Source organism: Neobacillus sp. S1227 (genome assembly GCF_055385255.1).
Genome location: NZ_AP038276.1, coordinates 4,062,063 through 4,084,060 on the forward strand (window position 1 = coordinate 4,062,063; position 21,998 = coordinate 4,084,060).

General features: G+C 39.5%; 23 protein-coding genes and 1 other RNA gene. 8 read left to right on the forward strand and 16 right to left on the reverse strand.

Features of this window, described 5'->3' with window-relative positions:
- Positions 1-160: 160 nt before the first annotated feature.
- The 3 genes from ACZ5AE_RS20315 to ACZ5AE_RS20325 all read right to left on the reverse strand — a co-directional run bounded on the left by ACZ5AE_RS20315 (position 161) and on the right by ACZ5AE_RS20325 (position 2,982).
- Positions 161-1,057 (reverse strand): DMT family transporter, encoded by an 897-nt coding sequence (locus tag ACZ5AE_RS20315; RefSeq protein WP_464566387.1) that lies wholly within the window; start codon positions 1,055-1,057, stop codon positions 161-163.
- Positions 1,054-2,556, reverse strand: a complete 1,503-nt coding sequence (locus tag ACZ5AE_RS20320; protein ID WP_464566388.1) for a carboxypeptidase M32 — start codon at positions 2,554-2,556, stop codon at positions 1,054-1,056. The genes ACZ5AE_RS20315 and ACZ5AE_RS20320 overlap by 4 nt, the downstream gene beginning before the upstream one ends.
- Before the next feature lie 192 nt (positions 2,557-2,748).
- The gene (locus tag ACZ5AE_RS20325) at positions 2,749-2,982 is read right to left on the reverse strand and encodes a DUF2249 domain-containing protein (RefSeq protein WP_464573682.1); all 234 of its coding nucleotides are present in this window, start codon (positions 2,980-2,982) and stop codon (positions 2,749-2,751) included.
- 117 nt (positions 2,983-3,099) lie between these two features.
- On the opposite strand from ACZ5AE_RS20325, the gene ACZ5AE_RS20330 reads away from it, so the two are divergent.
- On the forward strand, positions 3,100-3,249 hold the full coding sequence (locus ACZ5AE_RS20330; RefSeq protein ID WP_464566389.1) for a hypothetical protein: 150 nt from the start codon (positions 3,100-3,102) through the stop codon (positions 3,247-3,249).
- A gap of 20 nt (positions 3,250-3,269) precedes the next feature.
- Here the strand turns inward: ACZ5AE_RS20330 and ACZ5AE_RS20335 are convergent, their stop codons facing one another.
- A complete protein-coding gene (locus ACZ5AE_RS20335) occupies positions 3,270-5,633 on the reverse strand; it encodes a nitric-oxide reductase large subunit (protein ID WP_464566390.1) in 2,364 nt (787 codons plus the stop codon).
- Between the two features lie 226 nt (positions 5,634-5,859).
- Here ACZ5AE_RS20335 and ACZ5AE_RS20340 point away from each other — a divergent pair, with 226 nt between their 5' ends.
- The 4 genes from ACZ5AE_RS20340 to ACZ5AE_RS20355 are packed head-to-tail and all read left to right on the forward strand — an operon-like array spanning position 5,860 to position 7,899.
- The gene (locus tag ACZ5AE_RS20340) at positions 5,860-6,096 is read left to right on the forward strand and encodes a DUF2249 domain-containing protein (protein ID WP_464566391.1); all 237 of its coding nucleotides are present in this window, start codon (positions 5,860-5,862) and stop codon (positions 6,094-6,096) included.
- A 24-nt stretch (positions 6,097-6,120) separates the two neighbouring features.
- Entirely contained in the window at positions 6,121-6,327 is a 207-nt protein-coding gene (locus ACZ5AE_RS20345; RefSeq protein WP_217033501.1) for a DUF2249 domain-containing protein, read from the forward strand.
- A gap of 13 nt (positions 6,328-6,340) precedes the next feature.
- Positions 6,341-7,585: a hypothetical protein gene (locus tag ACZ5AE_RS20350; protein WP_464566392.1), complete on the forward strand. Its 1,245-nt coding sequence runs from the start codon at positions 6,341-6,343 to the stop codon at positions 7,583-7,585.
- A 14-nt stretch (positions 7,586-7,599) separates the two neighbouring features.
- On the forward strand, positions 7,600-7,899 hold the full coding sequence (locus ACZ5AE_RS20355) for a metal-sulfur cluster assembly factor (protein WP_464566393.1): 300 nt from the start codon (positions 7,600-7,602) through the stop codon (positions 7,897-7,899).
- Between the two features lie 46 nt (positions 7,900-7,945).
- On the opposite strand, the gene ACZ5AE_RS20360 is transcribed toward ACZ5AE_RS20355, so the two are convergent.
- From ACZ5AE_RS20360 to ACZ5AE_RS20395, 8 genes are all read right to left on the reverse strand, one after another.
- On the reverse strand, positions 7,946-9,871 hold the full coding sequence (locus ACZ5AE_RS20360) for an ATP-dependent DNA helicase (protein ID WP_464566394.1): 1,926 nt from the start codon (positions 9,869-9,871) through the stop codon (positions 7,946-7,948).
- 48 nt (positions 9,872-9,919) lie between these two features.
- Entirely contained in the window at positions 9,920-11,071 is a 1,152-nt protein-coding gene (locus tag ACZ5AE_RS20365) for a THUMP domain-containing class I SAM-dependent RNA methyltransferase (RefSeq protein WP_464566395.1), read from the reverse strand.
- A gap of 158 nt (positions 11,072-11,229) precedes the next feature.
- Positions 11,230-11,622: RNase P RNA component class B (gene rnpB / locus ACZ5AE_RS20370), an RNA gene on the reverse strand.
- An 80-nt stretch (positions 11,623-11,702) separates the two neighbouring features.
- Complete coding sequence (gpsB, locus tag ACZ5AE_RS20375; protein ID WP_464573683.1) at positions 11,703-12,005, reverse strand: cell division regulator GpsB; 303 nt, start codon at positions 12,003-12,005, stop codon at positions 11,703-11,705.
- A 137-nt stretch (positions 12,006-12,142) separates the two neighbouring features.
- A complete protein-coding gene (locus tag ACZ5AE_RS20380; protein ID WP_464566396.1) occupies positions 12,143-12,703 on the reverse strand; it encodes an SLOG family protein in 561 nt (186 codons plus the stop codon).
- Between the two features lie 123 nt (positions 12,704-12,826).
- Positions 12,827-13,186: a CotD family spore coat protein gene (locus tag ACZ5AE_RS20385; RefSeq protein WP_464566397.1), complete on the reverse strand. Its 360-nt coding sequence runs from the start codon at positions 13,184-13,186 to the stop codon at positions 12,827-12,829.
- Between the two features lie 378 nt (positions 13,187-13,564).
- Positions 13,565-14,833, reverse strand: a complete 1,269-nt coding sequence (locus tag ACZ5AE_RS20390) for a ribonuclease H-like domain-containing protein (RefSeq protein ID WP_464566398.1) — start codon at positions 14,831-14,833, stop codon at positions 13,565-13,567.
- Between the two features lie 14 nt (positions 14,834-14,847).
- Positions 14,848-17,127, reverse strand: a complete 2,280-nt coding sequence (locus ACZ5AE_RS20395) for a DEAD/DEAH box helicase (protein WP_464566399.1) — start codon at positions 17,125-17,127, stop codon at positions 14,848-14,850.
- A 140-nt stretch (positions 17,128-17,267) separates the two neighbouring features.
- Between ACZ5AE_RS20395 and ACZ5AE_RS20400 the strand changes: the two genes are divergently transcribed.
- Both ACZ5AE_RS20400 and ACZ5AE_RS20405 read left to right on the forward strand, forming a co-directional pair.
- Positions 17,268-17,966, forward strand: coding sequence for a Crp/Fnr family transcriptional regulator (locus tag ACZ5AE_RS20400; protein WP_464566400.1), 699 nt, complete (start codon positions 17,268-17,270; stop codon positions 17,964-17,966).
- 221 nt (positions 17,967-18,187) lie between these two features.
- Positions 18,188-18,682 carry an Hsp20/alpha crystallin family protein gene (locus tag ACZ5AE_RS20405; protein ID WP_464566401.1) on the forward strand — a complete coding sequence of 165 codons (495 nt, stop codon included), beginning with the start codon at positions 18,188-18,190 and terminating at the stop codon, positions 18,680-18,682.
- Between the two features lie 53 nt (positions 18,683-18,735).
- On the opposite strand, the gene ACZ5AE_RS20410 is transcribed toward ACZ5AE_RS20405, so the two are convergent.
- The gene (locus tag ACZ5AE_RS20410; RefSeq protein WP_464566402.1) at positions 18,736-19,275 is read right to left on the reverse strand and encodes a YppG family protein; all 540 of its coding nucleotides are present in this window, start codon (positions 19,273-19,275) and stop codon (positions 18,736-18,738) included.
- A gap of 186 nt (positions 19,276-19,461) precedes the next feature.
- Here ACZ5AE_RS20410 and yppF point away from each other — a divergent pair, with 186 nt between their 5' ends.
- A complete protein-coding gene (yppF, locus tag ACZ5AE_RS20415; RefSeq protein ID WP_464566403.1) occupies positions 19,462-19,674 on the forward strand; it encodes a YppF family protein in 213 nt (70 codons plus the stop codon).
- 16 nt (positions 19,675-19,690) lie between these two features.
- Here yppF and ACZ5AE_RS20420 read toward each other — a convergent pair whose 3' ends face one another.
- The 3 genes from ACZ5AE_RS20420 to ACZ5AE_RS20430 form a co-directional block, all read right to left on the reverse strand.
- Complete coding sequence (locus tag ACZ5AE_RS20420) at positions 19,691-20,065, reverse strand: DUF1798 family protein (protein WP_464566404.1); 375 nt, start codon at positions 20,063-20,065, stop codon at positions 19,691-19,693.
- A gap of 191 nt (positions 20,066-20,256) precedes the next feature.
- Positions 20,257-20,529, reverse strand: coding sequence for a hypothetical protein (locus ACZ5AE_RS20425; RefSeq protein WP_464566405.1), 273 nt, complete (start codon positions 20,527-20,529; stop codon positions 20,257-20,259).
- 341 nt (positions 20,530-20,870) lie between these two features.
- Complete coding sequence (locus tag ACZ5AE_RS20430) at positions 20,871-21,848, reverse strand: DUF2515 domain-containing protein (protein WP_464566406.1); 978 nt, start codon at positions 21,846-21,848, stop codon at positions 20,871-20,873.
- Positions 21,849-21,998: the final 150 nt, after the last annotated feature.

The window sequence follows — 21,998 nt, forward strand, 5'->3', positions numbered from 1 at the left end:
GGCAGTTTCTCTCAATTTATTATTTTGACCAAACCAAAATTCCAAACTTTTATTATTTATCCCTGCTAACTGGCTTGTTGAAAAGCATTATTTTAATAATATTTTAACAAATAAACGGAGTGAATCGTTAAAGCAGATTAGTAGAATAAAAGGCTTCAATCTAGACGATTGAAGCCTTTTGTTTTCTTGTAGGTATATTGATGATGGTTACTGATAACAAAATAATAATTGCACCAATTGCTTGGTACAAACCAAAGCTTTCTTTATAAAGAAAAACGCTCAATATGGTGGCGACCATCGGTTCAACCGTTGCGATAATTGCCGCAATACTTGCATCTGTTTTCTCTAGCCCCTTCGTATATAACAAATAGGCAATGACAGTTGGAAACAGGCCTAAGCCAATTCCATAAAACAGGACCTCATTGCTAAGCAAAAGGCTCTCCTTTTTCCATAGCGCCGTAAATGGAATTAAGCCAATGGACGCCACTAAAAAGGTATAAAAGGTAACCGTAAATGAAGAATATTTTTCTAACGCAAATTTCCCAAAAATGCTGTATAAAGCATATCCAAAGCCGGCGCCGAGGCCAGTTACAATACCCATTAAAGTAATGGATGATGCCGCACCTGAATTTATTCCGGCTATAAGGATACACCCGACAAGTGTACCGAGCACTGACATAATCTTCAGCCCAGTTAATTTCTCTTTTAAAAACAAAAACGATAATACTGTGACAAATGCAGGTGCAGTATATAAAAGAATTACCGCGATTGAAAGATTCATTTCATTTACAGAAGTAAAATAGCACCAATTGAATAACACAATACTAAAGATTCCCGTCCCGAAAAACAGCTTAATGTCACTAAGGTCAACTCTAAGGTTGGGCCTGTATTTACAAATTCCTATCAATCCAAGCAAAATGGCAGCAGCGACGACCCTAATGGTAACTATTTCCATTGGAGTGAACCCTAGGCTGGCGAGCTTCCGTACAAAGATGGCGATGATACCCCATAAAGAGGCACTGAATGCAATGAAGATTATCGACGATGGTCTGCTCAATTTAACTGATAGACCTTTCCATATTTCTCATAAAGATAATCAATCAAATACTTGGCATTTAAACCTTCACCTGTTACCTCCTGAAGGATTTCAAGCGGCTTTTTCAGTTTGCCGTGTTGATGGATATGATTCGTAAGCCATTCTTTGATTGGAAGGAGATTCCCTTCTTGAAGAAGCTGATCATAATTAGGAAGGTCCTTAAGCATTTTATGCTTAAATTGGGCTGCATACATATAGCCTAAAGCGTACGAAGGAAAGTAGCCAAAGCTTCCACCTGCCCAATGAACGTCTTGAAGAACACCCTCGCCATCATGTCCAGGGCGGATTCCAAAGTACTTCTCATACATCTCATTCCAAACTGTTGGAAGGTCGGAAACCTCTATTTCATCATTAAACAATCCCTTTTCGATTTCGTAACGGATAATAATATGAAGCGGATAGGTAAGTTCGTCTGCTTCAATCCGTATAAAAGAAGGCTTTGATTCATTGATGGCCCGATAAAAATCCTCAATGCTTACATGATCGAATTGACCATTGGCGTATTTTTTCAGGAGGTCAAAATTCTTTTTCCAAAAAGGCAAGCTCCGTCCAAGAAGATTTTCATAGAAAAGCGATTGCGATTCATGAATTCCCATGGAGGTTCCAGAGCATAATGGTGTACCGATTAACTCTTTGGAAATATTCTGTTCGTATAAAGCATGGCCGCCTTCATGGATGGTTCCAAAAACAGCTGTCCGAAAATCCTGTTCATCATACTTTGTCGTAACGCGGACATCACCAGGATTTAAACCAGTTGCAAAAGGGTGGACGGTTTCATCAAGCCTGCCAGCATTAAAGTCATAACCTATTTGCGCTAAGATTTCCAAGCTGAATTTCCGCTGCTTTTCCTTAGGGAAACGATGAAACAAAAAATCAGTTTTGGGTTTGTGGGGGGATTCCGAAATCTGTTTTACTAACGGAACAATTTTGTTCTTCAGTTCTCCAAAAACCTGATCTAAAACCTCAACTGTCAAGCCTGGTTCGTACATATCTAATAAAACATTATATTTATTCCCTTCATAGCCCCAGTACTCGATAAATCGCTTTGTCATTGCTACCAGCTTCTCTAAGTATGGCTTGAACAGTTTGAAGTCAGCTTTTTCTTTGGCTTCTTCCCAAACTGTCTCGGCATTTGATTGGAGAATGACGAATTCTCTGTATTCTTCCGCAGGAATTTTTTTGTTTAACTCATAGTTCTTTTTGCATTCTTCAAGAATTTTTCTTGTTCTATCGGACAATTCAGCTTTTGAAAGGCCTGCTATGTAGGCTGCCATTTCCTCTGATATTGACATTTTAAATACCTCGGAGGACAGCACGCCAATCACTTCTGACCTCTGCCCTACTCCCTGTTTAGGAGCGCCTGTCCGTATGTCCCAGTAAATTAAACCAAGGGCTTCGTGATAAGCGGTCATTTTTTTGACATACTCTAAGAATTCCTTTTCAAATTGCACTATATTCATTGTCTTTCCCCCTATCTCGCTATAAATTTTAACATATTTCTGACAAATCATGCGGATAAAAAAACAACAGAAACGAATTTCTGTTGTAAAATAGGTTTATAGGAAAAAAGAGGTTTTAACTGAAAAATAAATCGAAATAAATATTAGATTGGATGTAGACACAAAGTCTAGTAAGAGAGGAGCCTTAAAAAATTACTTCTTGTTAACGGCAACCTTCCAAACTTCAGGGCCTTCTTCAAGGTATTCCCATGAAAATTGCTCTGGTCTTTCCATCATAAATTGGTAAAGCAGCGGTCTTGGATCATGGTCATTGACAATCTGCATGGTTTCACCTGATGCCAATTCATCAAATGCCTTAAAGATGGTTGGATGCTTTTCTCTTGGTGGATAATCTGGTACATTGATAATTTTTGCGTAGGTTTGCATCATTATCACTCCTTTAATTGGGTTAACTTCTTTTTTATTATAGAAAAACTTAGGTAAGGACTTAGTGAGTACCATCACAGTTGAAATATGATTTTATTCATAAGGAGGCAAGTCTAAATGAAAGAATTAGTTGGTTTATGTAAATGCTGTGGGAAAGAGATTTATTGTTTGGATGGATTCTTTAATGGAGTGATTACCGAGGAGAAACAATCTTACTGCTTTGACTGCTACGAAGAAATGAAAGAAGAGAAAAATCCGCAAAGCTAAAGCCTTGCGGATTTTTACTATTAATCTTCATCAATGGATAAATCTTTAACCGGAAGTCGCTCTCCATCTTTATGCGTTGGTTTACGCAGGTTAAATAGGGCCTTAATACAGAATAGTACCAGGATAATTACACCGATTAAGAAGATGGTGTCAGGTACCGCACGCCAGGTTAAAATGGTTTGCACCAGATCCTTTTGCAGGAAGGAGGAAGCGCGGCTTGCTGCATATCCGTGATAAAATGCCTCTTTTATTTGCATAAATCCAACTGGAAGCAAGGACAATAAGACCATTCCTGCTAGACCAATGTTTAACAGAATGCAGCTTATCTTAAGCCATTTGTCATTCCAGGCCTCAGGCTTCACAATATTCCTTAACGAATAAAGAAGTACTGCACAGGCAAACATTCCGTAAACACCCATCATCGAAGCATGTCCATGGGTTGGTGTTAAGAATTGTCCATGTTCGAAATAGGCTACCGCTGGCAGATTAATTAAGAAACCAAGTACCCCGGCACCGACAAGGTTCCATATCGCAACAGAAATCAAAAACCAGAACGTACCTTTGTAAGGGAAGTCGACACCGCCGTCACGCATCATTTTGTACTGCTCATAAGCTTCAAGAATTAACAATGTCAATGGAATAACTTCCAATGCAGAGAAGACTGCACCTAGACCAATCCATACTTCAGCTGAACCATTATAATAATAATGGTGTCCGATACCGATTACGCCGCTGCCAAGAAGCAGGGTTAATTGGAAATATAATTGTCTTAACGTTGATTTCTTGGTTACAAGACCTAATTGAACTAATAAGAAACCAATAACAACGACTGCAAAAACTTCAAAAATACCTTCTACCCATAAATGGATAATCCACCAGCGCCAATAGTCGGCAAATGTAAAGCTTGTACCTGGGTTGATAAATAAGGCAAAGATATAAAAAGCCGGTACAGCAATCGCAGAGTAGAATAGTAAGTGTATCAATCCGCCTTTGTCGGACTCTTTCTTAAGCCCTGCTTTGATACCGCGGAATACGATAAACAGCCAGATTAGCATTCCTACTATTAAGATAAGCTGCCAAACTCGTCCAAGCTCAATATATTCCCAACCGGTATGGCCAAACAAGAACCAGGCATTTCCCAATTTTCCATTGGCACCAAGCCACTCTCCAACCATACTTCCGCCAACAAGAACCACTAATGCCCAGAATAAAATATCAACTAAAAGACCTTGTTTCTTTGGTTCATAACCGCCAACTAAAGGGGCTACATAGATTCCCATGCCCAGCCATGCGGTGGCAATCCAGAAAATCGCCAGCTGCAAGTGATAGCCTTTGGAAATATTAAATGGAAGAATATCATGGATCCACTTAATTCCAAAGAAGCTGTCTGGTTCGATATAATAGTGGGCTAAGAGAGCACCAAACATACACTGAACAAAGAATAATACCGATACAACCGTAAAATACTTTCCTGTTTTCACCTGTGAACTTGTTACAGGCATCTTGTGCAAATCAATACGAGGGAAGTTTCCTTCTTTATATGCTTCCTGCATACCAAATTGATAACGATAGAATAGATATAAGATGATCCCAACCATTAAAATTAGGATTGTAACGCTGGCACCGCTCCACCAAATAGCGGAAAAGGATAGATGGTTACCGGCGTCTTCAAAATATGGCCAGTTATTCGTGTAAGTGATTTTGTCTCCAGGACGAACCGTGCTTGAAAGCCAAGCTGTCCAGAAGAAGAAATCAGAGATTTGTTTGATTTGGTCACCTTTGTCAACATAGGCACGGTCTGTTGATGGTATATCAGAATCTTTGATTAGATTGGCTTTTAACCCCCAGCCGTCGCCTTTTGTAAAAATATCCTTATAGTAAGCCCTAACTTTTTCAAGGCCATTTACTTGTGCGTCTGTCAGCTTTAATGTATCTTTACTCGCATCATAGCGATTTTTGCGCATTTCTTTAATAACTTGGTTTTTAATAATCTGCTTTTCATCTTCACTTAATGAAGCAAATTTTTTACCATATTGCTGTTCCGCTTTAAAATCCTGCATTCCTCCAGTATAGATTTTTAAAGCCTCTGCTGTATAATCCGGACCCATATAGGAACCATGTCCTAAAACGGTACCGTAGTCCATTAAACCATACTTTTGCCAGACAGCTTGTCCGCCCATAATGGATTTTTTCGTTAATATAACTTCACCTTTTGAATTAGTTACTTCCAATGGTCTTGGCGCCTGCTCTTTAAAAATCCAATAGCCTCCGCCAAGCAAAATGGTAAAGCTGATTAATATGGTAATAATTAAAATGGATTTTAAAAGTGCGTTTCTATTTTCCTTTACCACGCTCTTAGGCTGAGTCCCCCGCTTTATTTCCATTTCCTTCATCCTTTCTGTTATCAATCCGAGAAGTATTTTAGTCTAAAAAAAAACGTATAATAGTGACTTTTATCACACATATCACTTTATGTATACTTTTTCACAAATTTGTCACATTGAGAATTATTTTCATTAAAATCCATCGAGATATGACGCTAATCACATTTCTTATGGGATTTCACTGCTACAATGTTATTAAACAAACGATAAAAGAGGTGTTCATTGTATGGAACAAAGAATAATTGAATTAGATGTACGTGAGGATATAAAGAATAAACTCGAACCATTTCAAAAGATTATGGAGGCAGTAAAAGAATTAAATAATGCTGGAGATGTATTCATCCTCCATGCACCTTTTAAGCCGTCGCCTCTATTTACCGTCCTAAAGGCAAAGGGCTTTACCCATGAAGAAGAAGAATTAGAGAAAAAGCATTGGAAAGTAGTTTTTACAAAGAAAAGTTAAAAGTGATTTGGAGTGTGATCTGCAATGATTTTAGATAACCGCGGGCTCGAACCGCCGCAGCCGATGATGCGAACCTTAGCCGCTTTAGAAGGTTTAGGCGAAGGGGAAGTTTTAACGATTATTAATGATAGAAGACCGATGTTTCTATATGAACAGCTTGAAGAATTAGGATATCAACAAAGAACAGAACAACAACCAGACGGAAGTTTTAAAATAGAAATCTTCCGCTAGGAAGGTGAGTCGAATGCTTCCTCAGAATCTAGGAACTGAAACAAATATTAAGCTGCCTTTTTCGTTTATTCTTTTTAGTTTAATTGCCCTTGTCGCCTCACAGATTCTGCTGTTGGCAAACGGGAATATGCTGACGGATGGAGCTTTTCGCATTCCTGCCCTTTGGTCGGCAGCCCATCTTTTAATCCTTGGCTGGGCCTTAATGGTGGCCATGGGTGCAATGTACCAGCTTGTTCCGGTTGCTTTTTTGACGAAAATTTGGAATGAGAAATTTGGATTTGTTCAATTTTTCATCACGGCAGCAGGGATAACCTCTTTTTCGGCGATGCTGTATGCAGCACCGCAAAATGCTGTCATTCCTGGTGTCATTACCCTAATTGGAATTTTTATGTTCCTATTCCAGATGCTGATGACGCTTAGAACACAAGCAAACCCTACTATTCTTACTGCTTTTGTGGGAACGGCATTAGTTTGCCTGTTTATGACCATTTTCTTGGGAATAACGATGATCTACAGTATGAAAACAGGCTTTCTCGTCGACCATTATCAAGGCATATTTAAAAGCCATCTTTTATTGGGCTTGACCGGTTGGTTTACTTTATTAATCTTTGGCTTTTCCTATAAGATGGTGCCGATGTTTTCTTTGGCCCATGGTTTTCCAATGGTGCAGGCCCGATATGTGTACGGAATTTATGTATCCGGGCTTGTCCTTTCAATCATTTCTTTCTTTATTAACAGCAGTATTTTATTAAAGATTGGATTCTTCCTGCAATTGGCCGGCTTCTCTATTTTCAGCTGGCATATTAGTATTATCATTAAAAAAAGGTTAAAGAAAAAACTCGATAAGCCATTTTGCTTCGCCCTTTCTGCGATTGGTTTTGGGAATGTGATTCATGCAGCCGCCTTTATGGTCTTGTTCAGCAGCAAATTTGCAAGTCTTATTGGCCCGCTTCTATATTGCTATATACTGTTGTGGATTGTTTTAAGTATTATCGGATATTTATATAAGATCGTTCCATTCCTGTGGTGGACCTATAAATACAGTAAAGAAATCGGAAAGGTTAAAGTTCCTTCGTTGAAGGAAATGATGAATGAAAAGTTGATTGTACCGGTCTTATCAGTATTCATTGGCTCCGTTCTAATTGTCTTTTTGGCACTTTTATTAAAAACAGTGATTCTCTTTAATTTGGGCCAGTTTGGCCTGTCTGTAGCGATGCTTTTTATTGCAAGCAGCATATTCAGTGTTCTAAAAAAATAATGAGGTGAGTTACCATGAATCTAGAGGAGAAAATTTTTGAAGAATTAAAAAGTGTATATGACCCGGAATTAGGTATCAATGTTGTAGATTTAGGCTTAATTTATAGTGTGGGGATTACAGAAGACAATAATGTTTCGATTACGATGACACTTACCACTCCTGGATGTCCACTTCACAATAGTATCACAAGCGGAGTCCGTTATTGTGTCGAAGGAATCGAGGAAGTAAACAAAGTTGACGTTAACCTTGTTTGGCAGCCGGCCTGGTCACCGGATAAAATGACAGAAGACGGCCGCCGCGTTCTTGGCAGATAGCACAAAAAGAGGCTGACAGTTCATTATCAGCCTCTTTTTTCATTCCTTACCCTTCAATTGCATTTGTTGGCAATACTTCTCTTATCTTTTTCAATACATCTGGATCTAGTGGTTCTTCCAACATGATATGGACAGTGCCTTGATCCTGTTCGCTTCTTATCAGCCGGCCCACTCCTTGCCGTAACCTGAGCAGCATATAAGGAAGATCCACCTCATTAAATGGGTCAGCCATCCCTTCCTTTTTTGCTGTAAAGACGGGATCGTTCGGCGGGAAAGGAAGGGAAAAAATCAGAACATTTTCCAGTGAGCTGCCGGGGATGTCAAGCCCCTCCCATAGATGGATAGAGCAAAGCACCGAATGTTCCTCATTTTGAAACTTGGATACTAGAGTGCTAATCTCCTCGTCACCTTCAAAGTAGATTGGAAACTGTTGCTCTTCTTTAAGTCGTTCCTTTAAATTCCTCATTTCATCACGATTATTTAAAAGAATAAGAGCCCGACCTTCTGTCAATCTAATTTTTTCAATCACATAGTCGATTTTTTTATTGATGGCATCTTGTATAAAGAATCGCAGGAATACCTTCATTTTCTCGTCATAATCAAATGGGGAAGCAACCGAACAGGATAGATAATCATCAATTCCTAAACTGGAAGCCATATAATTAAATGATTTCTGATTAGACATTGTCGCAGATGAGAAAATATAAGGCTTTTTTTGTGAAAATACCTCTTCCCGCAAAACCTCTTCCACCATTTTCGGCATAATAACAAGGGTACGCTCACCACTGCTTTCTTCAAGCCAAGTAATTCCATTTACCTCTTGAAGGAAGAGGGATAAAGAATACGTGATTTGCTCCAAGTATTCCTCAACAATTTTTAAATCATATTCGTTGATAACGAACATTTCACTTTCGAAGACAAGTTCCTCTTCCAATAACTGCAATGTCGAAAGAAGTTTACGACAATTTTTCATGACCATAGGGTGCCTATGAATGATCTCTTTATCCGACCCTATTGTGGGTTGTGAAAACTGTGCAAGGCAATCGAAAAATTCATCGTTATCAACAAGCGCTTGTTCTATCGTATAAAGTGTTTTTTCGCGGACATCATTTTCCATCAGTCTAGTTAAGAGTGTATCAAGCGTGTAATCTGTAAAGCGGTAGCTTAACGCCTTCTGTGCCGCATATTCAAGCAAATGTCCTTCATCAAATACCACTGATGAATGATCCGGTAAAAGCGGCAGCTGACCCTCCCGTTTCCGGGCCTCTTTTGTCCAAATATGCTCCATATAAAAGTCATGGGAGCAAATTATTAAGTCCTTTGCGTGCCGATAGAATTCTCGATTTAAAGTAAGACCACATCGATGGCGCTTTTCACATGAGAAACAGTCTTGGAGCTTATCCCAGCTGACCGTTTGCCATTCTTCATCGGAAAGAGCGGGATAATCCCTTCTGTCGCCGTACTTTTCAAATTGCAGCATGGAACCGTCCATATGGATAAAATCAGGAAGATTCTCATAAATATCAAGAACGTCATCCGAAAAATTACTATTCCTTCCATTTTCAAGCTTTTTTAAGCATAAGTATTGGTCCTGAGATTTTGCCAAGCGGACATCTATATTTAAGTTGAGAGCTTGTTCAAGCTTGGCAATATCTCCTTCCTTCTTCACCAACTGCTCAATTAATGTTTCGTCAGCACAGGCAATTACAGCCGGTCGGTTCGTATAACGGGCATACATAAGGCAATAGAGCAAATATACGATTGTTTTGCCTGTCCCCACTCCGGCCTCAGCAAACATGACCTTTTTCTCTTTAAATGCTTTTTCGAGCTGAAACGCCACATAAATTTGTTCATCGCGGACTTCAAACCCGGATTCCGGCAAAATGTCATAGAAAACATCGCCAATCCATTCGCCTAGCTTATCATAAAATGTTTCAGTCTTTGAAACTGTAAATGGTATGCGGCTTTGCATCGTATCCCTCCAAAAAGAAAAGCGCCCTATAGACGCTAAAAATATTCCTTAACTATTGTCTGTCTGTCTTGGCTGTCGTTTTCCCCAGTATTGATAGTAATCTGTTTTAATAAATCCGTTGAACAGCTTTCGTTTCTTTGTGGCTGGCTTACCGTATAATTGTTCAAAGTCCTCATTTGAAGTCAAGATGTAGATCGACCAGGTGTCAAGCTTGCTGAATGCCTGGCCCATTTCCCGATACATTTGCTCCACTTCGGTTTTTTCTCCCAATCTTTCTCCGTATGGTGGGTTGCCGATAATAACACCGTATTCTTTTCTCGTTGAAATATCTTTTACCTGCATTTGTTTAAACTGAATCAGATCGCCAAAACCTGCTTCAAAAGCGTTTTCCTGCGCGATATTGACCATCCGATGATCAATGTCCGATCCTGTAATATCGAGCGGTGTATCGTATTTTGCCAGGTCCTCCGCCTCTGTCCGGACTTCATCCCAAACCCGGGACGGCATCCAGTTCCAGGACTCGGAAACAAACTCACGATTGAAGCCAGGTGCGATATTCTGGCCAATCAGAGCCGCTTCAATTGGAATCGTTCCTGACCCGCAAAAAGGATCGATAAATGGACGGTCAGACCGCCAATTGGTTAGCATGATCAGCGCCGCTGCCATTGTTTCCTTTAACGGGGCAGCCCCTTGATCCGCGCGGTAGCCGCGTTTATGCAAACCCGTGCCGCTCGCATCGATGGTAATAGTTGCGGTATCCTTTAACAAGGCAACTTCGATTCGGTATAAAGCCCCATTCTCATCAAACCAATTCTTTTTATACTTTTGTTTCAATCGTTCCACAATTGCCTTTTTTACTATGGCTTGACAATCGGAAATACTGAAAAGCTTCGATTTCACGGATTTGCCAAGTACCGGAAATTCAGCGTCTTCCGGTAAAAACTGCTCCCAGGGAAGTGCCTTTGTTTTTTCAAATAATTCATCGAAGGTATATGCCTTAAAATCACCGACTTTAATCTTAATCCGGTCTGCTGTACGGAGCCATAAATTGCTTCTGGCGATGGCATATTCATCCCCATTGAAGGTTACCTTTCCATTATCCACCTGACAGTCGTAGCCAAGCGCCCGGACCTCCTGAGCGACAAGCGCCTCCAAACCCATGGCTGCGGTTGCAATAATTTGATATTTTCCTTTTCCCATTCTTTCACCCTTAATCGTTTATGTATCAAATAATCGTAAAGATTGATTTCCCAATAACATTATGGTCTAAAAATAGTCTCCAGATTCAGTCAACAAATAAAAAGCCCTCCCGATTAAGGAGAGCTGTTCATTTCCATCAAAACTATCCATTAATAACGTTCTATAAGCCATGTTCTGTACCTCTGTACTGCAAACGACCAAAAAGTCTCGTACTGAGGCGGCAATCATCTATCTACAGACTCACGTGGAATCTGTCCTTCTCCTCGTTGATTTCCGATAGAGAAAGTGCCCCTACCATAATTTGGGTTTCTCGCTCGTGGGGTTTACCCGTTCCACCCTCCCCATTTCTAGAGAGGTAATCGTCACTGTGGCACTTTTAAAGGTACTCATACCATATCCTAAGGACTTAGGTATTTTCCCAGCCGTCAACCGAATGTTCTACCCGGCTGCCCTAGCTTATGAATTCGCTAGGCACGAACACTACGAGCATCTCAGCCCGTGCGAGCATGGACTTTCCTCTGCAAGAAAACTTGCAGCGATTACCCGAACGTCATTAACGTTACATTGTCTATTATATGTATATCGTTTAGCATTATCAATGGTTATTCAAAGGAAATGAGGGTATTATTTGTTATTCGTAAAGCTTGCTGCCGAATACATGCTTTTCAAGATTGGACAAGCGCTTTAAAATATCAAAATTAGTTGTCCCAGCAGGCTGTGCTGCCGGCTGCCTTTTTGCTGTATCTTCCAGCTGTTTACGAAGCCTTAGATTTTCTTGGTGAAGATCTTCTATTTCCTGATGAAAAGTACCATAATCTTTAATAATCAAATCTAAAAACTTATCAACATCTTCTTGTTTATAACCACGTACGCCAGTTTTGAACTCTTTTTCCAAAATATCCTTTGCAGTTAGTTTCACTTTATCTGACAGCATTCCAATCACCTCAAGTTTAGCCAATCATTACCTATTATTTTTTCAAATATAAGCCGTTTTGTCAATTTTCATTTACTGTAAAGCAAATCAGGAGACAATATATTCTATTTAGTATATTCTAAGATATTCGAGCAGGATTAAAAATCGGACTTTTTAAGCTGTTCTTCTTCGACAATCATCTGCAAATCATAAAAGGTAATTAGTTCAATCGAATAGGGATGTTTCTTTTGATAATCGACCGCTAGTTCGTACAAATATTTTGGGCTTCCTTCCTTTTCATGATCATACAAGAGTAAAAGGCCATCACTTTTTTCAATAAAAAATTGATTTTTCAATCGGAATTGCCACGGTTTTTCATAGCCCTTTTTCGTAACCGAATCAATAAAATCTGCTTGCATAAGAACAGATTCGTACCATTCCTTATTGTTATCATTCCACGATGCTTCTTGATTTAAAAAAGGGGTGATAACGGCCAGCCTCAATTCTGGATATTCCTCTTGCAGGTTAAAGACAGTTTCTGCAGCCCAAAGCTCCACTCCTAACTGTCCGCTGATTAGCACCCATTCCAGCCCATCCTCAAGCATGGGCAAAAGTGATTTTTTGATAGCTTCTTTTATAAAGTCTGCGGATGAATGATCCTTTTTAAAAATCCCTAATTCAAATGGTTTATATCCGGAAATGGCCAATACCTTAATCAAGAACATTCTCCTCAAATGAAAAAATTTTCTAAAAAGGGACAAACATTTTATTAACATTAGCATATTATATAGTAACAAAATAAAAAACAAGGGCTAAAAGCCCCTGTAAGATTAATCAAACTTTTAAGGTCTTGGTCTCATGAAAGGTCCAGGTCCAAATCCAGGGCCTCCCATACCGGGGCCTCCCATACCAAAACCCGGCATATTCGGCATTACATTTGGCATCGCATTTGGCAGTGCATTTGATGCAGGCATTACTGCTTGCGGTGCACAAGGGTTGCAGCAGTTGATGTGCTGGTGACATACATCCTCACAGCATGAAGCTGATTGCGGGCAGTAGTGTTTATGCTCAAACATGTGATGATTCACGGTAGTAGTGTGAACCGGATGAATATGAGGCACTACCGTTGCGGAGAAAGTATGGTTCACAATGTTTGTCGTCGGATGAACCACCGGCGGGGCAAAATTAGTTCCAAGAAACATATTAAGCTCTCCCTTCTTTTCTTTATTCTGTTTACATTAACAGCCTATGAAAAAAGGGATACTCTTGTACTAATGAAAACACCTATTTTTTATAGTAATATTATCATTCTTGGGTTTATATCCTTATAACATGGTATAAAAGCTATCTTTCAAGCTTGTAAAAACAACAGCAGTTAAACAAACAACAACGAAAAATAAAAACAAAATTGCTTTATACATTCTACCCACTCCATAAAATTTTTGCGCCTTTTTTATGCAGCACACAATTTATAATTGTACCTATTAAGACGACAGTAAACAATATGGAATTTCAAATTTTTTATCATCAAATTGTGAACTTTTTGTTACATATTTTTAATAAACCTTAAATAAAGAAATTTAACGTGGGCTTTTAGCGATTTTTCGATTCAAACGCTCTTTTCGTGCTTGTAGATGTTCCATTGATACATCCCCTGAAAGATTGTGCAAATTAGGGGTTCGCTTACTTATAATGATAGCTTGGCTGCAGTATTGAAGCGCTGTTTCCAAATCTTTTAATCTATGCTCATAGATTTTAGCCAATTCTACACATGCATCAAGAACAAGACGCCCCTCCCCAGATTGGACAACCTCAACAAACAAAGATCTTGCTTTGTCCCATTCCCGGTCTTTTTTATGCTGAAACGCTAGAGTAAGCTTAGCTTGGCAAGCTGTCACATCCTGCCCGTCAATGAGTTTACCGAGAACTTTCTCTGCTTCATCTCTTTCCCCGATAGCCGCAAACCAGCGGCCGACTTCAAAGGTTTCCCTTCTGGTGGAGTCGTGGTCTAATCCGCATAATTGAAAGGTCAAATGTGTATACAGAGTGACAAGCGACAATATATCAATTTCATTATGCTTGAGTATTCCAATCATGCCATCGGGCTTTTTGTTTTCTACAAAATCAAAATAAATCATCGGAGCTAAAAATCCAGGAATATCGTCAATCCTTTCTACCCCGAGAACCTCTTTTTCTACTACTGCTAATTTCAACCGTTCTAATTTGTGCTTCCAAAGTCTTTTGGCCGCGTGAAATAAATCGAAATGGCCAAAAGACGGAAGCCTTGGAACATGATTTCTTACAAGTGTATGTCTCGTTTTGACCTGCGGCCAGTCAAAGGCTTTTCCATTATAAGTGACAAGTGTCCGATAATTAATCTTTTCCAGAAAGCTTTGATATAGTGGGACCTCCGCACCGGGATTGGGGAGGATGTGCTGTCTTAAAATCAGTTCTTCTCCCTTAATGCTGGCATACCCCAATAAGAAAATGGTATTGCCCGTCCCGCCGCCAAGCCCCGTCGTTTCTGTGTCGAAAAAGAATAAGTCTTCAGCCTGAAACCCTTTAGCAGATAATGGATGAGCGGCAGAATGCTCGTTCCAGGTTTCTATTGCCGTCAGAAAATCACGAAACCGATAATGACCGTGCCTTTGATCAAGCGGATATTTTACCTCTCTAATTAAACAGAAGTTTTCGTCTAGATAATAAGGGGAAACATGTTCTAGCTCCCATTGCTCTTTGTAAGGTATCTTAATGGAAGTTTCTACTGGAGAGGGAACAGCCTTTTCTTCCGGAGAATTTCCCGTCGACAAGTGTGGCTTTAAGCGATTCAATTTATTTTTTAAAGACATCCTCGCACTCCCCCTTACCGTGATGATGATTCTAAGAAGGCATCAAGAATCATTAATGAATCATGTTTTGCGGTATCTCCACCTGCATCAGTACCAATGCAAGATGGACACCCTGATTCACATTGACAGCGTTCAATCATTTTTTTACTTTCAAGCAAAACCTTTGCCATCCCGGAATATATTTTTTCACTCAAACCAATTCCGCCAGGATAGCGGTCATAAAAAAAGATAGTCGGCTTTTCATTATGGTCGGCCTTTACCTGCGGAATGACATGAATATCCTGTGGATCAGCCATGACAAATAATGGAGCAATTGACCTTAATGCGTGAGACGCCCCGACAAGTCCCTGCTCGAGCCGTTCCCGCCCTAAGTCCGATAACGGACTATCAAGGGAAATCCACGCAGCATTGGTGTGAAGTTCTTCCTCCGGAAGATGGATGGGACCGGATCCGATATTTTCATGAGTTTCGAATTTAATTTTTTTAAAAATGGTCGCCATAGCCCTGACGCTGACATCCCCATAACCAATTTCCGCTTCATTGACCGGCTGCAGCTTATCAACCTCAAGTACTTTTAATTGAACTGCTAAATTGGCATCTGTAAAATAATCAACATCCACCTCACGGACAAATGCCTTTTTTTCGTCCCAATCCAGTTTTTCCACTTGAAATTGAGTACCTTGATGCAAATAAATGGCTTCCTCGTGTAGCAGAGTCATTGCCGAGAAGCGGTCCATTTCCCCAATTACACGTACACTAGCAATATCGGTTTGGTCCACAATGATGATATTTTCCTGTGAAGCAGACCGCAGGCTGATATTGTGGGCCGGAAAAGAGTCGTTCATCCAGTACCATTTATCCCCGTTCTGATAGAGAACCCTCTCTTCAGTTAAGTACTCCAAAAGCTCCTCCGTTCCTACATTACCGAACTTTTCACCAGCCTTAAATGGAAGCTCGTAGGCCGCACATTTCATATGGTCAATCAAAATGATCAAGTTATCCGGATTAATCCGTGCTGTTTCAGGGCTTTTATTGAAGAAATAATCAGGATTTTGGATGATATATTGATCCAATGGACTCGAGCTTGCCACCATGATGACGAGAGCCTCTCCATGCCGTCTCCCTGCTCTTCCGGCCTGCTGCCAGGCACTGGAGATAGTTCCGGGATAACCTGTCATAATACAAACCTGAAGTTGTCCAATATCGACACCAAGTTCAAGTGCATTCGTACTGACAACACCGTAAATTTCCCCTGAACGCAAGCCTTTTTCTATTTTCCTCCGCTCTGTGGGGAGATAACCGCCGCGATACCCCATAATCGATTTGCTTCCCAATTCGTGTTTCACCAGTTCCTGGAGATAAGTTAAGATAATTTCAACTCGTACCCTGCTCCTGGCAAAAACAATCGTTTGAATTTTGTTTTTTAACAGCTCTCCGGCAATTTTGCGAACCTCGAGAGTGGCACTTCTTCTTATATTTAAGGGTTTATTTACAATTGGCGGGTTATAAAAAACAAAATGTTTTGTCCCGCTTGGTGCCCCATTGTTGTCAATCAGCACCATGTTTTCCTCGGTAAGGTTTTCCGCAAGTTCGAGCGGATTTGCGATCGTGGCAGATGTACAAATAAATATAGGATTGCTTCCGTAGTAATGGCAAATCCGTTTTAGTCTCCTAATCACATTAGCCACATGACTGCCAAAAACGCCGCGATACGTATGAAGCTCATCAATCACGACAAATTTGAGATTTTCGAACAAAGAAACCCATTTTGTATGGTGGGGAAGGATGCCAGAGTGCAGCATATCCGGATTGGTGATGACCACATGGCCTGCTTTTCTTACCCTCTGGCGGATATTTGCCGGTGTATCTCCATCATACGTATAGCTGTTAATTTCCATTCCGGCAGCTTGGATGATTTCGTTAATTTCACTTTTTTGATCCTGAGCGAGCGCTTTTGTCGGAAACATGTATAACGCTCTCGTGCTCGGATCTTTTAATATAGATTGAAGAACCGGAAGATTGTAGCATAGTGTTTTTCCTGATGCTGTCGGTGTGACAGCCACAATACTTTTTCCTGCCATAGTCCTTTCGTAAGCAGATTTCTGATGGGTATAAAGCTCGTCAATCCCTTTTTGATTCAGCGCTGCACGTAATAGCGGATGTAAATTCTCAGGAAATGGTACCGTTTGAGCTTCCTTCTTTGGGATTGTTTGCCACGCAGCAATATTATCTTTAAAATCCTCATTTACTTTAATATCTGAAAGGATGGCCTGCAAATTTTTTTTCAACTTCATTTAGCTCACCTCATTACTTCTATTTTAGCGAATGAACGTTCGGAGAAAAAGAGGAAATTAATATTTTACAAATACCTTTTTTTTATTCAGCCAAATTTTGTTACAATAGAGATATATCGAACGAAACTGAAGGTGATGTAATGAAGATCGATGAAATTAAAAGGGTGCTTTCCGAATTTACTCTCTTTCGCTCTTTAAACGACACGGAATTATCCAAAATTACCGACATTGCTATCGCAAGAGAATGGAAGAAAAATAGCCATGTTTTTCATCAAGGTGATCCGCTTGAAAATGTTTATTTTATCAATGATGGAAAACTTAAAATTTATAAAAGCGATGTAAACGGGAAAGAGCAAATCGTGGCTATTATGAAAAAAGGGGAAATGTTTCCCCATGTCGGCTTCTTCCGAAAAGGTGACTATCCGGCCTACGCTGAGGTTCTAGAGCCTTCAACCCTGATTGCCGTGCCGATTTCCAAGTTTGAAAATGTTCTGATTGAAAATCCGGAGTTATGTATTAAGGTATTTAAAGTACTTGGTGAAAAGATCGTCGACTTGCAAAACCGGCTTGAAGAGCAAATACTCAATAATACGTATGAACAGATTGTCAAGCTGTTAATCCGCCTTGCCCAAAAGCACGGTAAAGAACAAGAGGATGGTACTATATTATTAAAATCGGAATTTACCAATAAAGACCTGGCTAACATGATTGGGACAACGCGCGAAACTATCAGCAGAACGTTGACAAAAATGAAAAAAGACGAATTAATAGAAGTCGATGAAGAGGGAGACATGATCCTCGATATTCAAATCCTTATGGAAGAAATTAATTTAATATAAATGAAAACAAGCTGATTGGCGAGTTCGTTAGGACGGTTCATGAGGCATAGTTGAATTTATGCGTTAGAAAGTGTAACTTTGGAAAAATTCACATTTTCCTATTAGCTAAGACAAACTGCCACCGCAAACTTATACGGTGGTTTTTTTGTTTGGATTGGGCACCGAGTCGGGACTAAACGCATATGATATCGTGTAAAAAATTGGAAAGAGAGGGTTTTAGGATGTCTTCTAATCTTCCGAATGATAAAAATCATGAGAAAAAGCCTGTTCCCAAACCGTTCAGTCATATAATGAAATCCATGAATGATTTTTTCATGGAGAAACCTATTAGAGGATTCTTGCAGTCCATCGATGATTTTTTTAAAACACCTTTTCCGTTTGATGGCGGCGGAGGCTTCCACGTTGAAACTGTTGAGAGAGAAAATGAATATTTAGTGTCTGCCGAACTTCCAGGTGTCAAAAGAGACCAAATCCATCTTAATATCACCGGAAACTACTTAACCATATCTGTTGAGAATAAAGAATTAGAAACCTCAGAGGATGAGCGAAATCAAATTTATCAGCGCCGGTATGTAAGACAGCAAACCACAAGAACCATTTCCCTGCCTCATATGCTTAATGACAGAAAAATTCAAGCCACTTACCGCGATGGATTACTACAAATCCGCATTCCAAGGGAAAAAGGGAAAATTATTGAAATTGACGAACATGAATAATAATTTTCTCTATTATATAAAAAAAAGACGGCGAGGTTTTGCCGTCTTTTTTATTACGCTTTAAAAATGCCGCTGAAGTTTTTTACTAAGGAAGAAACCTGCGTTACCGCATTCACCATTTGGCCCGCAGTATTCATCATTTTATTAAAATCAACTGAGCCATCCTGCGATTTAAAGGAATTAATTAAGGACTGCATACCGCTTGGTTGTTTTGGTATAAAACTTTGTTTAGGATAAGGATTCATAACCGGATAAGCATTCATCGGGATATAGGGGGCAGGATACATATCTTCCTTTGGCTGCAGGGGATTCTGAAATAGAAATTGGGAATCCTTTTGCGGATACTGGGTATTTTGATAGTGCATATTCTGTCCGTTATACCCTTGCTGAAAGGGCATCCCCATCGGCTGGAACACGCCTGGATGAAAGCCTCCTTGCGGCTGCAAAGAGTTCAACCCCTGATTCTGAACAGGAGGCTGATATGGAAATGGTTGGTTTCTCATTACTAAATGCCGGTTCCATTGTTGGCCAACTGGACCGGATTGCCTCATTTGTCCCGAATATCCATTATGAAAGAAGGTATTTGGTCTCATTTTTCCAAACACGGCAAACATCTCCTCCGTATTTATCTCTGTTTCACATTATGAAAAAAAAGCCTAATTGGTGATTCAAGGAAATGTCAAAATTTCAAAGATTTTGTCTAAAGTTTAAATTTTATAAAAATAATAATCTCTTAAATTTCATGTTACGATAGAAAAAATGATGAAGGAGGAGTAAAAATGGACATACGCGAATTGAAAGTGAGATTTAGTCAAAGCCGTGATTACACCACTGATGATGTTAATGCACTAATGGATTTTGTTAAAAAGGCCTATATCTTCAATGAAATTAGCATTAAAGAATATCGCAATCTTGTCCGTGAACTTGAAAATCAAGGTGCGGTGCCCCCTGAGGCAGCGCAGGAAAACTCCCTCATCGAACATAATGGATAGAACAAAAAAGAGATGCTTACGTCGCATCTCTTTTCTCTTTATTAACTTCTTTTAAAACTTCCGTCAGAAAAAATCCGACTGTTCGCTGGGCATTTAGAAATCTAGATTTGCTCGTTTTCGGAAAGAAAGCTTGGATGGAGAGCTGCTCGATTTGTTCTGAAACGGATTCAACCTGCTGAATGCGGATATGTTTTAATGGAAAGTTCAGAAGCCATTTTTTCATCTCCTCTTTCCACCTTCCGTTTGTTGAGTTGACTTTATTGGCAAATGGCTTTATTACCTCATCAAAATTTTGTACACTTCCCGTTTCTCTCGCTTCCTGAAAACACCTCAAAAATTCTTGATTGAATGATAATAGCTCCTTTGTTAAATGCTCTATTTCTTTGTCCAAGAATGCACACTCCCTTCCCGTCAAAATAAATGAAAACTCGCCGACTGGCGAGTCCGATAGGACGAAGACAGAGGCGTAGTTGAATTTATGCGTTAGGAAATTATAAATTTGTGAAAATTTATAATTTCCTATTAGCAAAAAAGCAGCACTTTTAAATGCCACTTTCAAATTTAAGACTATGATACCGAATATTAAAAACCCATTTCAAGCTTTAACGCTTTGGCGGAATGGTGGGAAAGCGGATTTTGGACCATCTCTCCATTCAAAAACATTTGGTCTGCGATTCTTTCCAAGTTTGTGATTTTTTCAGTCGAATCAAGAAGTTTATCATGTTCCTTCTGGTTTAGCTCGATGCGAAGTTCAGAAAAGGATGCTTTTAGTGCCTCGTCTAATTCTTCCAATTGGTCATATATCCCCGCCAACTTTGACAGGAGCTTATCCTTATCACTAAATGATCTATTCATTTTCTAAAACCTCCCTCTCGTTTTTCCTAAGGTTAATATTCTCTTTCAAATTTATGGTTCCTTCCCCCTTGACAAAACTAGAAGCATTTCGGCAAAGAAAGTGCCATTCTGGCATATTCTCAATTTTCATTCGACAGAATCTAGAATCGTATGAAAACCAAAATTCAGCACATGATAGTAGTGGAGGTGTTTATTTTGTCTAACAACAATAAACAAAACAAAAGCCAACCCAGGCAATCTGATACAGAAAAAAGAACAGGTTACGGCGATAAAAAGTTAGAAGGACCAAACCGACCGGCTGAGTAAGAGAAAAGCAAGGAGATCACTCTCCTTGCTTTTTCTTATTTCCATTTCTTTAAATTCAGTACCTTATTCAAGGAAACAAGCAGCTGCAGCTGATGGGATTTAGCCACATACCAATCGGTTAGGTGAATTGGCTGGCGATGATGGACTGGAAATTTCAGCCACGCGGAAGAAGCTTTTCGAACTTTACTCCAATCCTGATAATCCTGCCGATGGTGCTTGATTACCGGGTAGGTCATTCTTAAGATAGGAGAAGTTCCTTCCGTTTTCATTTTAAAATACTGTTCATAATCATTTCTTGAACCAGTATGTGTTGTTTTTTCAGCAAACTCAAAAAAATGAGGAAATAACCTTGGATGAAAAAGAATGCTCGCCAGCCTCTTTCCAAGATTAATCCTTTTGGAAAGAGACCTAAAGCCATTCACGCTTGCGCCATATACCTCCCCACCGCAGGTTGGGAACAACACGCTGCTAAAATGGAGCCAATCTTGAAAATTAAATATAAGTGATTGAAATACCTTTTTCTTGTAAACAGGGTGTTCAATGACAGGAGTTTGAATCACATTTTGTTCATTAATAATTAGGGCGGTCATGAGCCTAATACTATCTTTTTCCTGCCAAAAGCGGTGCCACTCATTTTGAATAAAAGATGAAACATGAAAATAGGGAAGTAAATGAAACAGAGGACGGCCTAATTTCGTCGAATATTGATAGACCAATAATTGGGGGAAAACATCATGAAATATTAGCCAATTAGCCCTTTCATATGTAAAAAAAAGCTGTCTTCTGACCTGGGGGGAAATTAGCTGCCGAAAAATAGATCCCTCAAGATCGCACATATTCCAGCCGCCATTTCGGGACACCATACTTGCTAGAAAGGACCATTTAATATCCGGATTTTTTTTAAAGTAGGAAAAATATGCATTAGTTCTTGAAATATTATCGATATTTTTTTTGCTGGTTTCGGTTTGAATTTGACGAATGATATTTTGTTCGTGTATTGTAAGGAGACTCATATTTTGTGCATCGTTCCTTCAGTTTTTAATAGATTATTAGCCGCTTGGCTAACCCCTTAAAATGAATGAATCATTAATTTTTATAATAAAAACGGTACAATTAATATTAGCGTTTACCTGAAGAGCTATTTTATTCACCCACTTTTATCT

Coding starts and splice junctions, on each gene's coding strand:
- ACZ5AE_RS20335 (WP_464566390.1), bottom strand. CDS start 5,633: ATGGAAATAAAGCGGGGGACTCAGCCTAAGAGCGTGGTAAAGGAAAAT.
- ACZ5AE_RS20365 (WP_464566395.1), bottom strand. CDS start 11,071: ATGGGAAAAGGAAAATATCAAATTATTGCAACCGCAGCCATGGGTTTG.
- ACZ5AE_RS20395 (WP_464566399.1), bottom strand. CDS start 17,127: ATGAAGTTGAAAAAAAATTTGCAGGCCATCCTTTCAGATATTAAAGTA.
- ACZ5AE_RS20400 (WP_464566400.1), top strand. CDS start 17,268: ATGAAGATCGATGAAATTAAAAGGGTGCTTTCCGAATTTACTCTCTTT.
- ACZ5AE_RS20330 (WP_464566389.1), top strand. CDS start 3,100: ATGAAAGAATTAGTTGGTTTATGTAAATGCTGTGGGAAAGAGATTTAT.
- ACZ5AE_RS20320 (WP_464566388.1), bottom strand. CDS start 2,556: ATGAATATAGTGCAATTTGAAAAGGAATTCTTAGAGTATGTCAAAAAA.
- ACZ5AE_RS20325 (WP_464573682.1), bottom strand. CDS start 2,982: ATGCAAACCTACGCAAAAATTATCAATGTACCAGATTATCCACCAAGA.
- ACZ5AE_RS20385 (WP_464566397.1), bottom strand. CDS start 13,186: ATGTTTCTTGGAACTAATTTTGCCCCGCCGGTGGTTCATCCGACGACA.
- gpsB (WP_464573683.1), bottom strand. CDS start 12,005: ATGCTGTCAGATAAAGTGAAACTAACTGCAAAGGATATTTTGGAAAAA.
- ACZ5AE_RS20430 (WP_464566406.1), bottom strand. CDS start 21,848: ATGAGTCTCCTTACAATACACGAACAAAATATCATTCGTCAAATTCAA.
- ACZ5AE_RS20345 (WP_217033501.1), top strand. CDS start 6,121: ATGATTTTAGATAACCGCGGGCTCGAACCGCCGCAGCCGATGATGCGA.
- ACZ5AE_RS20405 (WP_464566401.1), top strand. CDS start 18,188: ATGTCTTCTAATCTTCCGAATGATAAAAATCATGAGAAAAAGCCTGTT.
- ACZ5AE_RS20425 (WP_464566405.1), bottom strand. CDS start 20,529: ATGAATAGATCATTTAGTGATAAGGATAAGCTCCTGTCAAAGTTGGCG.
- yppF (WP_464566403.1), top strand. CDS start 19,462: ATGGACATACGCGAATTGAAAGTGAGATTTAGTCAAAGCCGTGATTAC.
- ACZ5AE_RS20410 (WP_464566402.1), bottom strand. CDS start 19,275: ATGAGACCAAATACCTTCTTTCATAATGGATATTCGGGACAAATGAGG.
- ACZ5AE_RS20360 (WP_464566394.1), bottom strand. CDS start 9,871: ATGCAAAGCCGCATACCATTTACAGTTTCAAAGACTGAAACATTTTAT.
- ACZ5AE_RS20355 (WP_464566393.1), top strand. CDS start 7,600: ATGAATCTAGAGGAGAAAATTTTTGAAGAATTAAAAAGTGTATATGAC.
- ACZ5AE_RS20390 (WP_464566398.1), bottom strand. CDS start 14,833: ATGTCTTTAAAAAATAAATTGAATCGCTTAAAGCCACACTTGTCGACG.
- ACZ5AE_RS20340 (WP_464566391.1), top strand. CDS start 5,860: ATGGAACAAAGAATAATTGAATTAGATGTACGTGAGGATATAAAGAAT.
- ACZ5AE_RS20350 (WP_464566392.1), top strand. CDS start 6,341: ATGCTTCCTCAGAATCTAGGAACTGAAACAAATATTAAGCTGCCTTTT.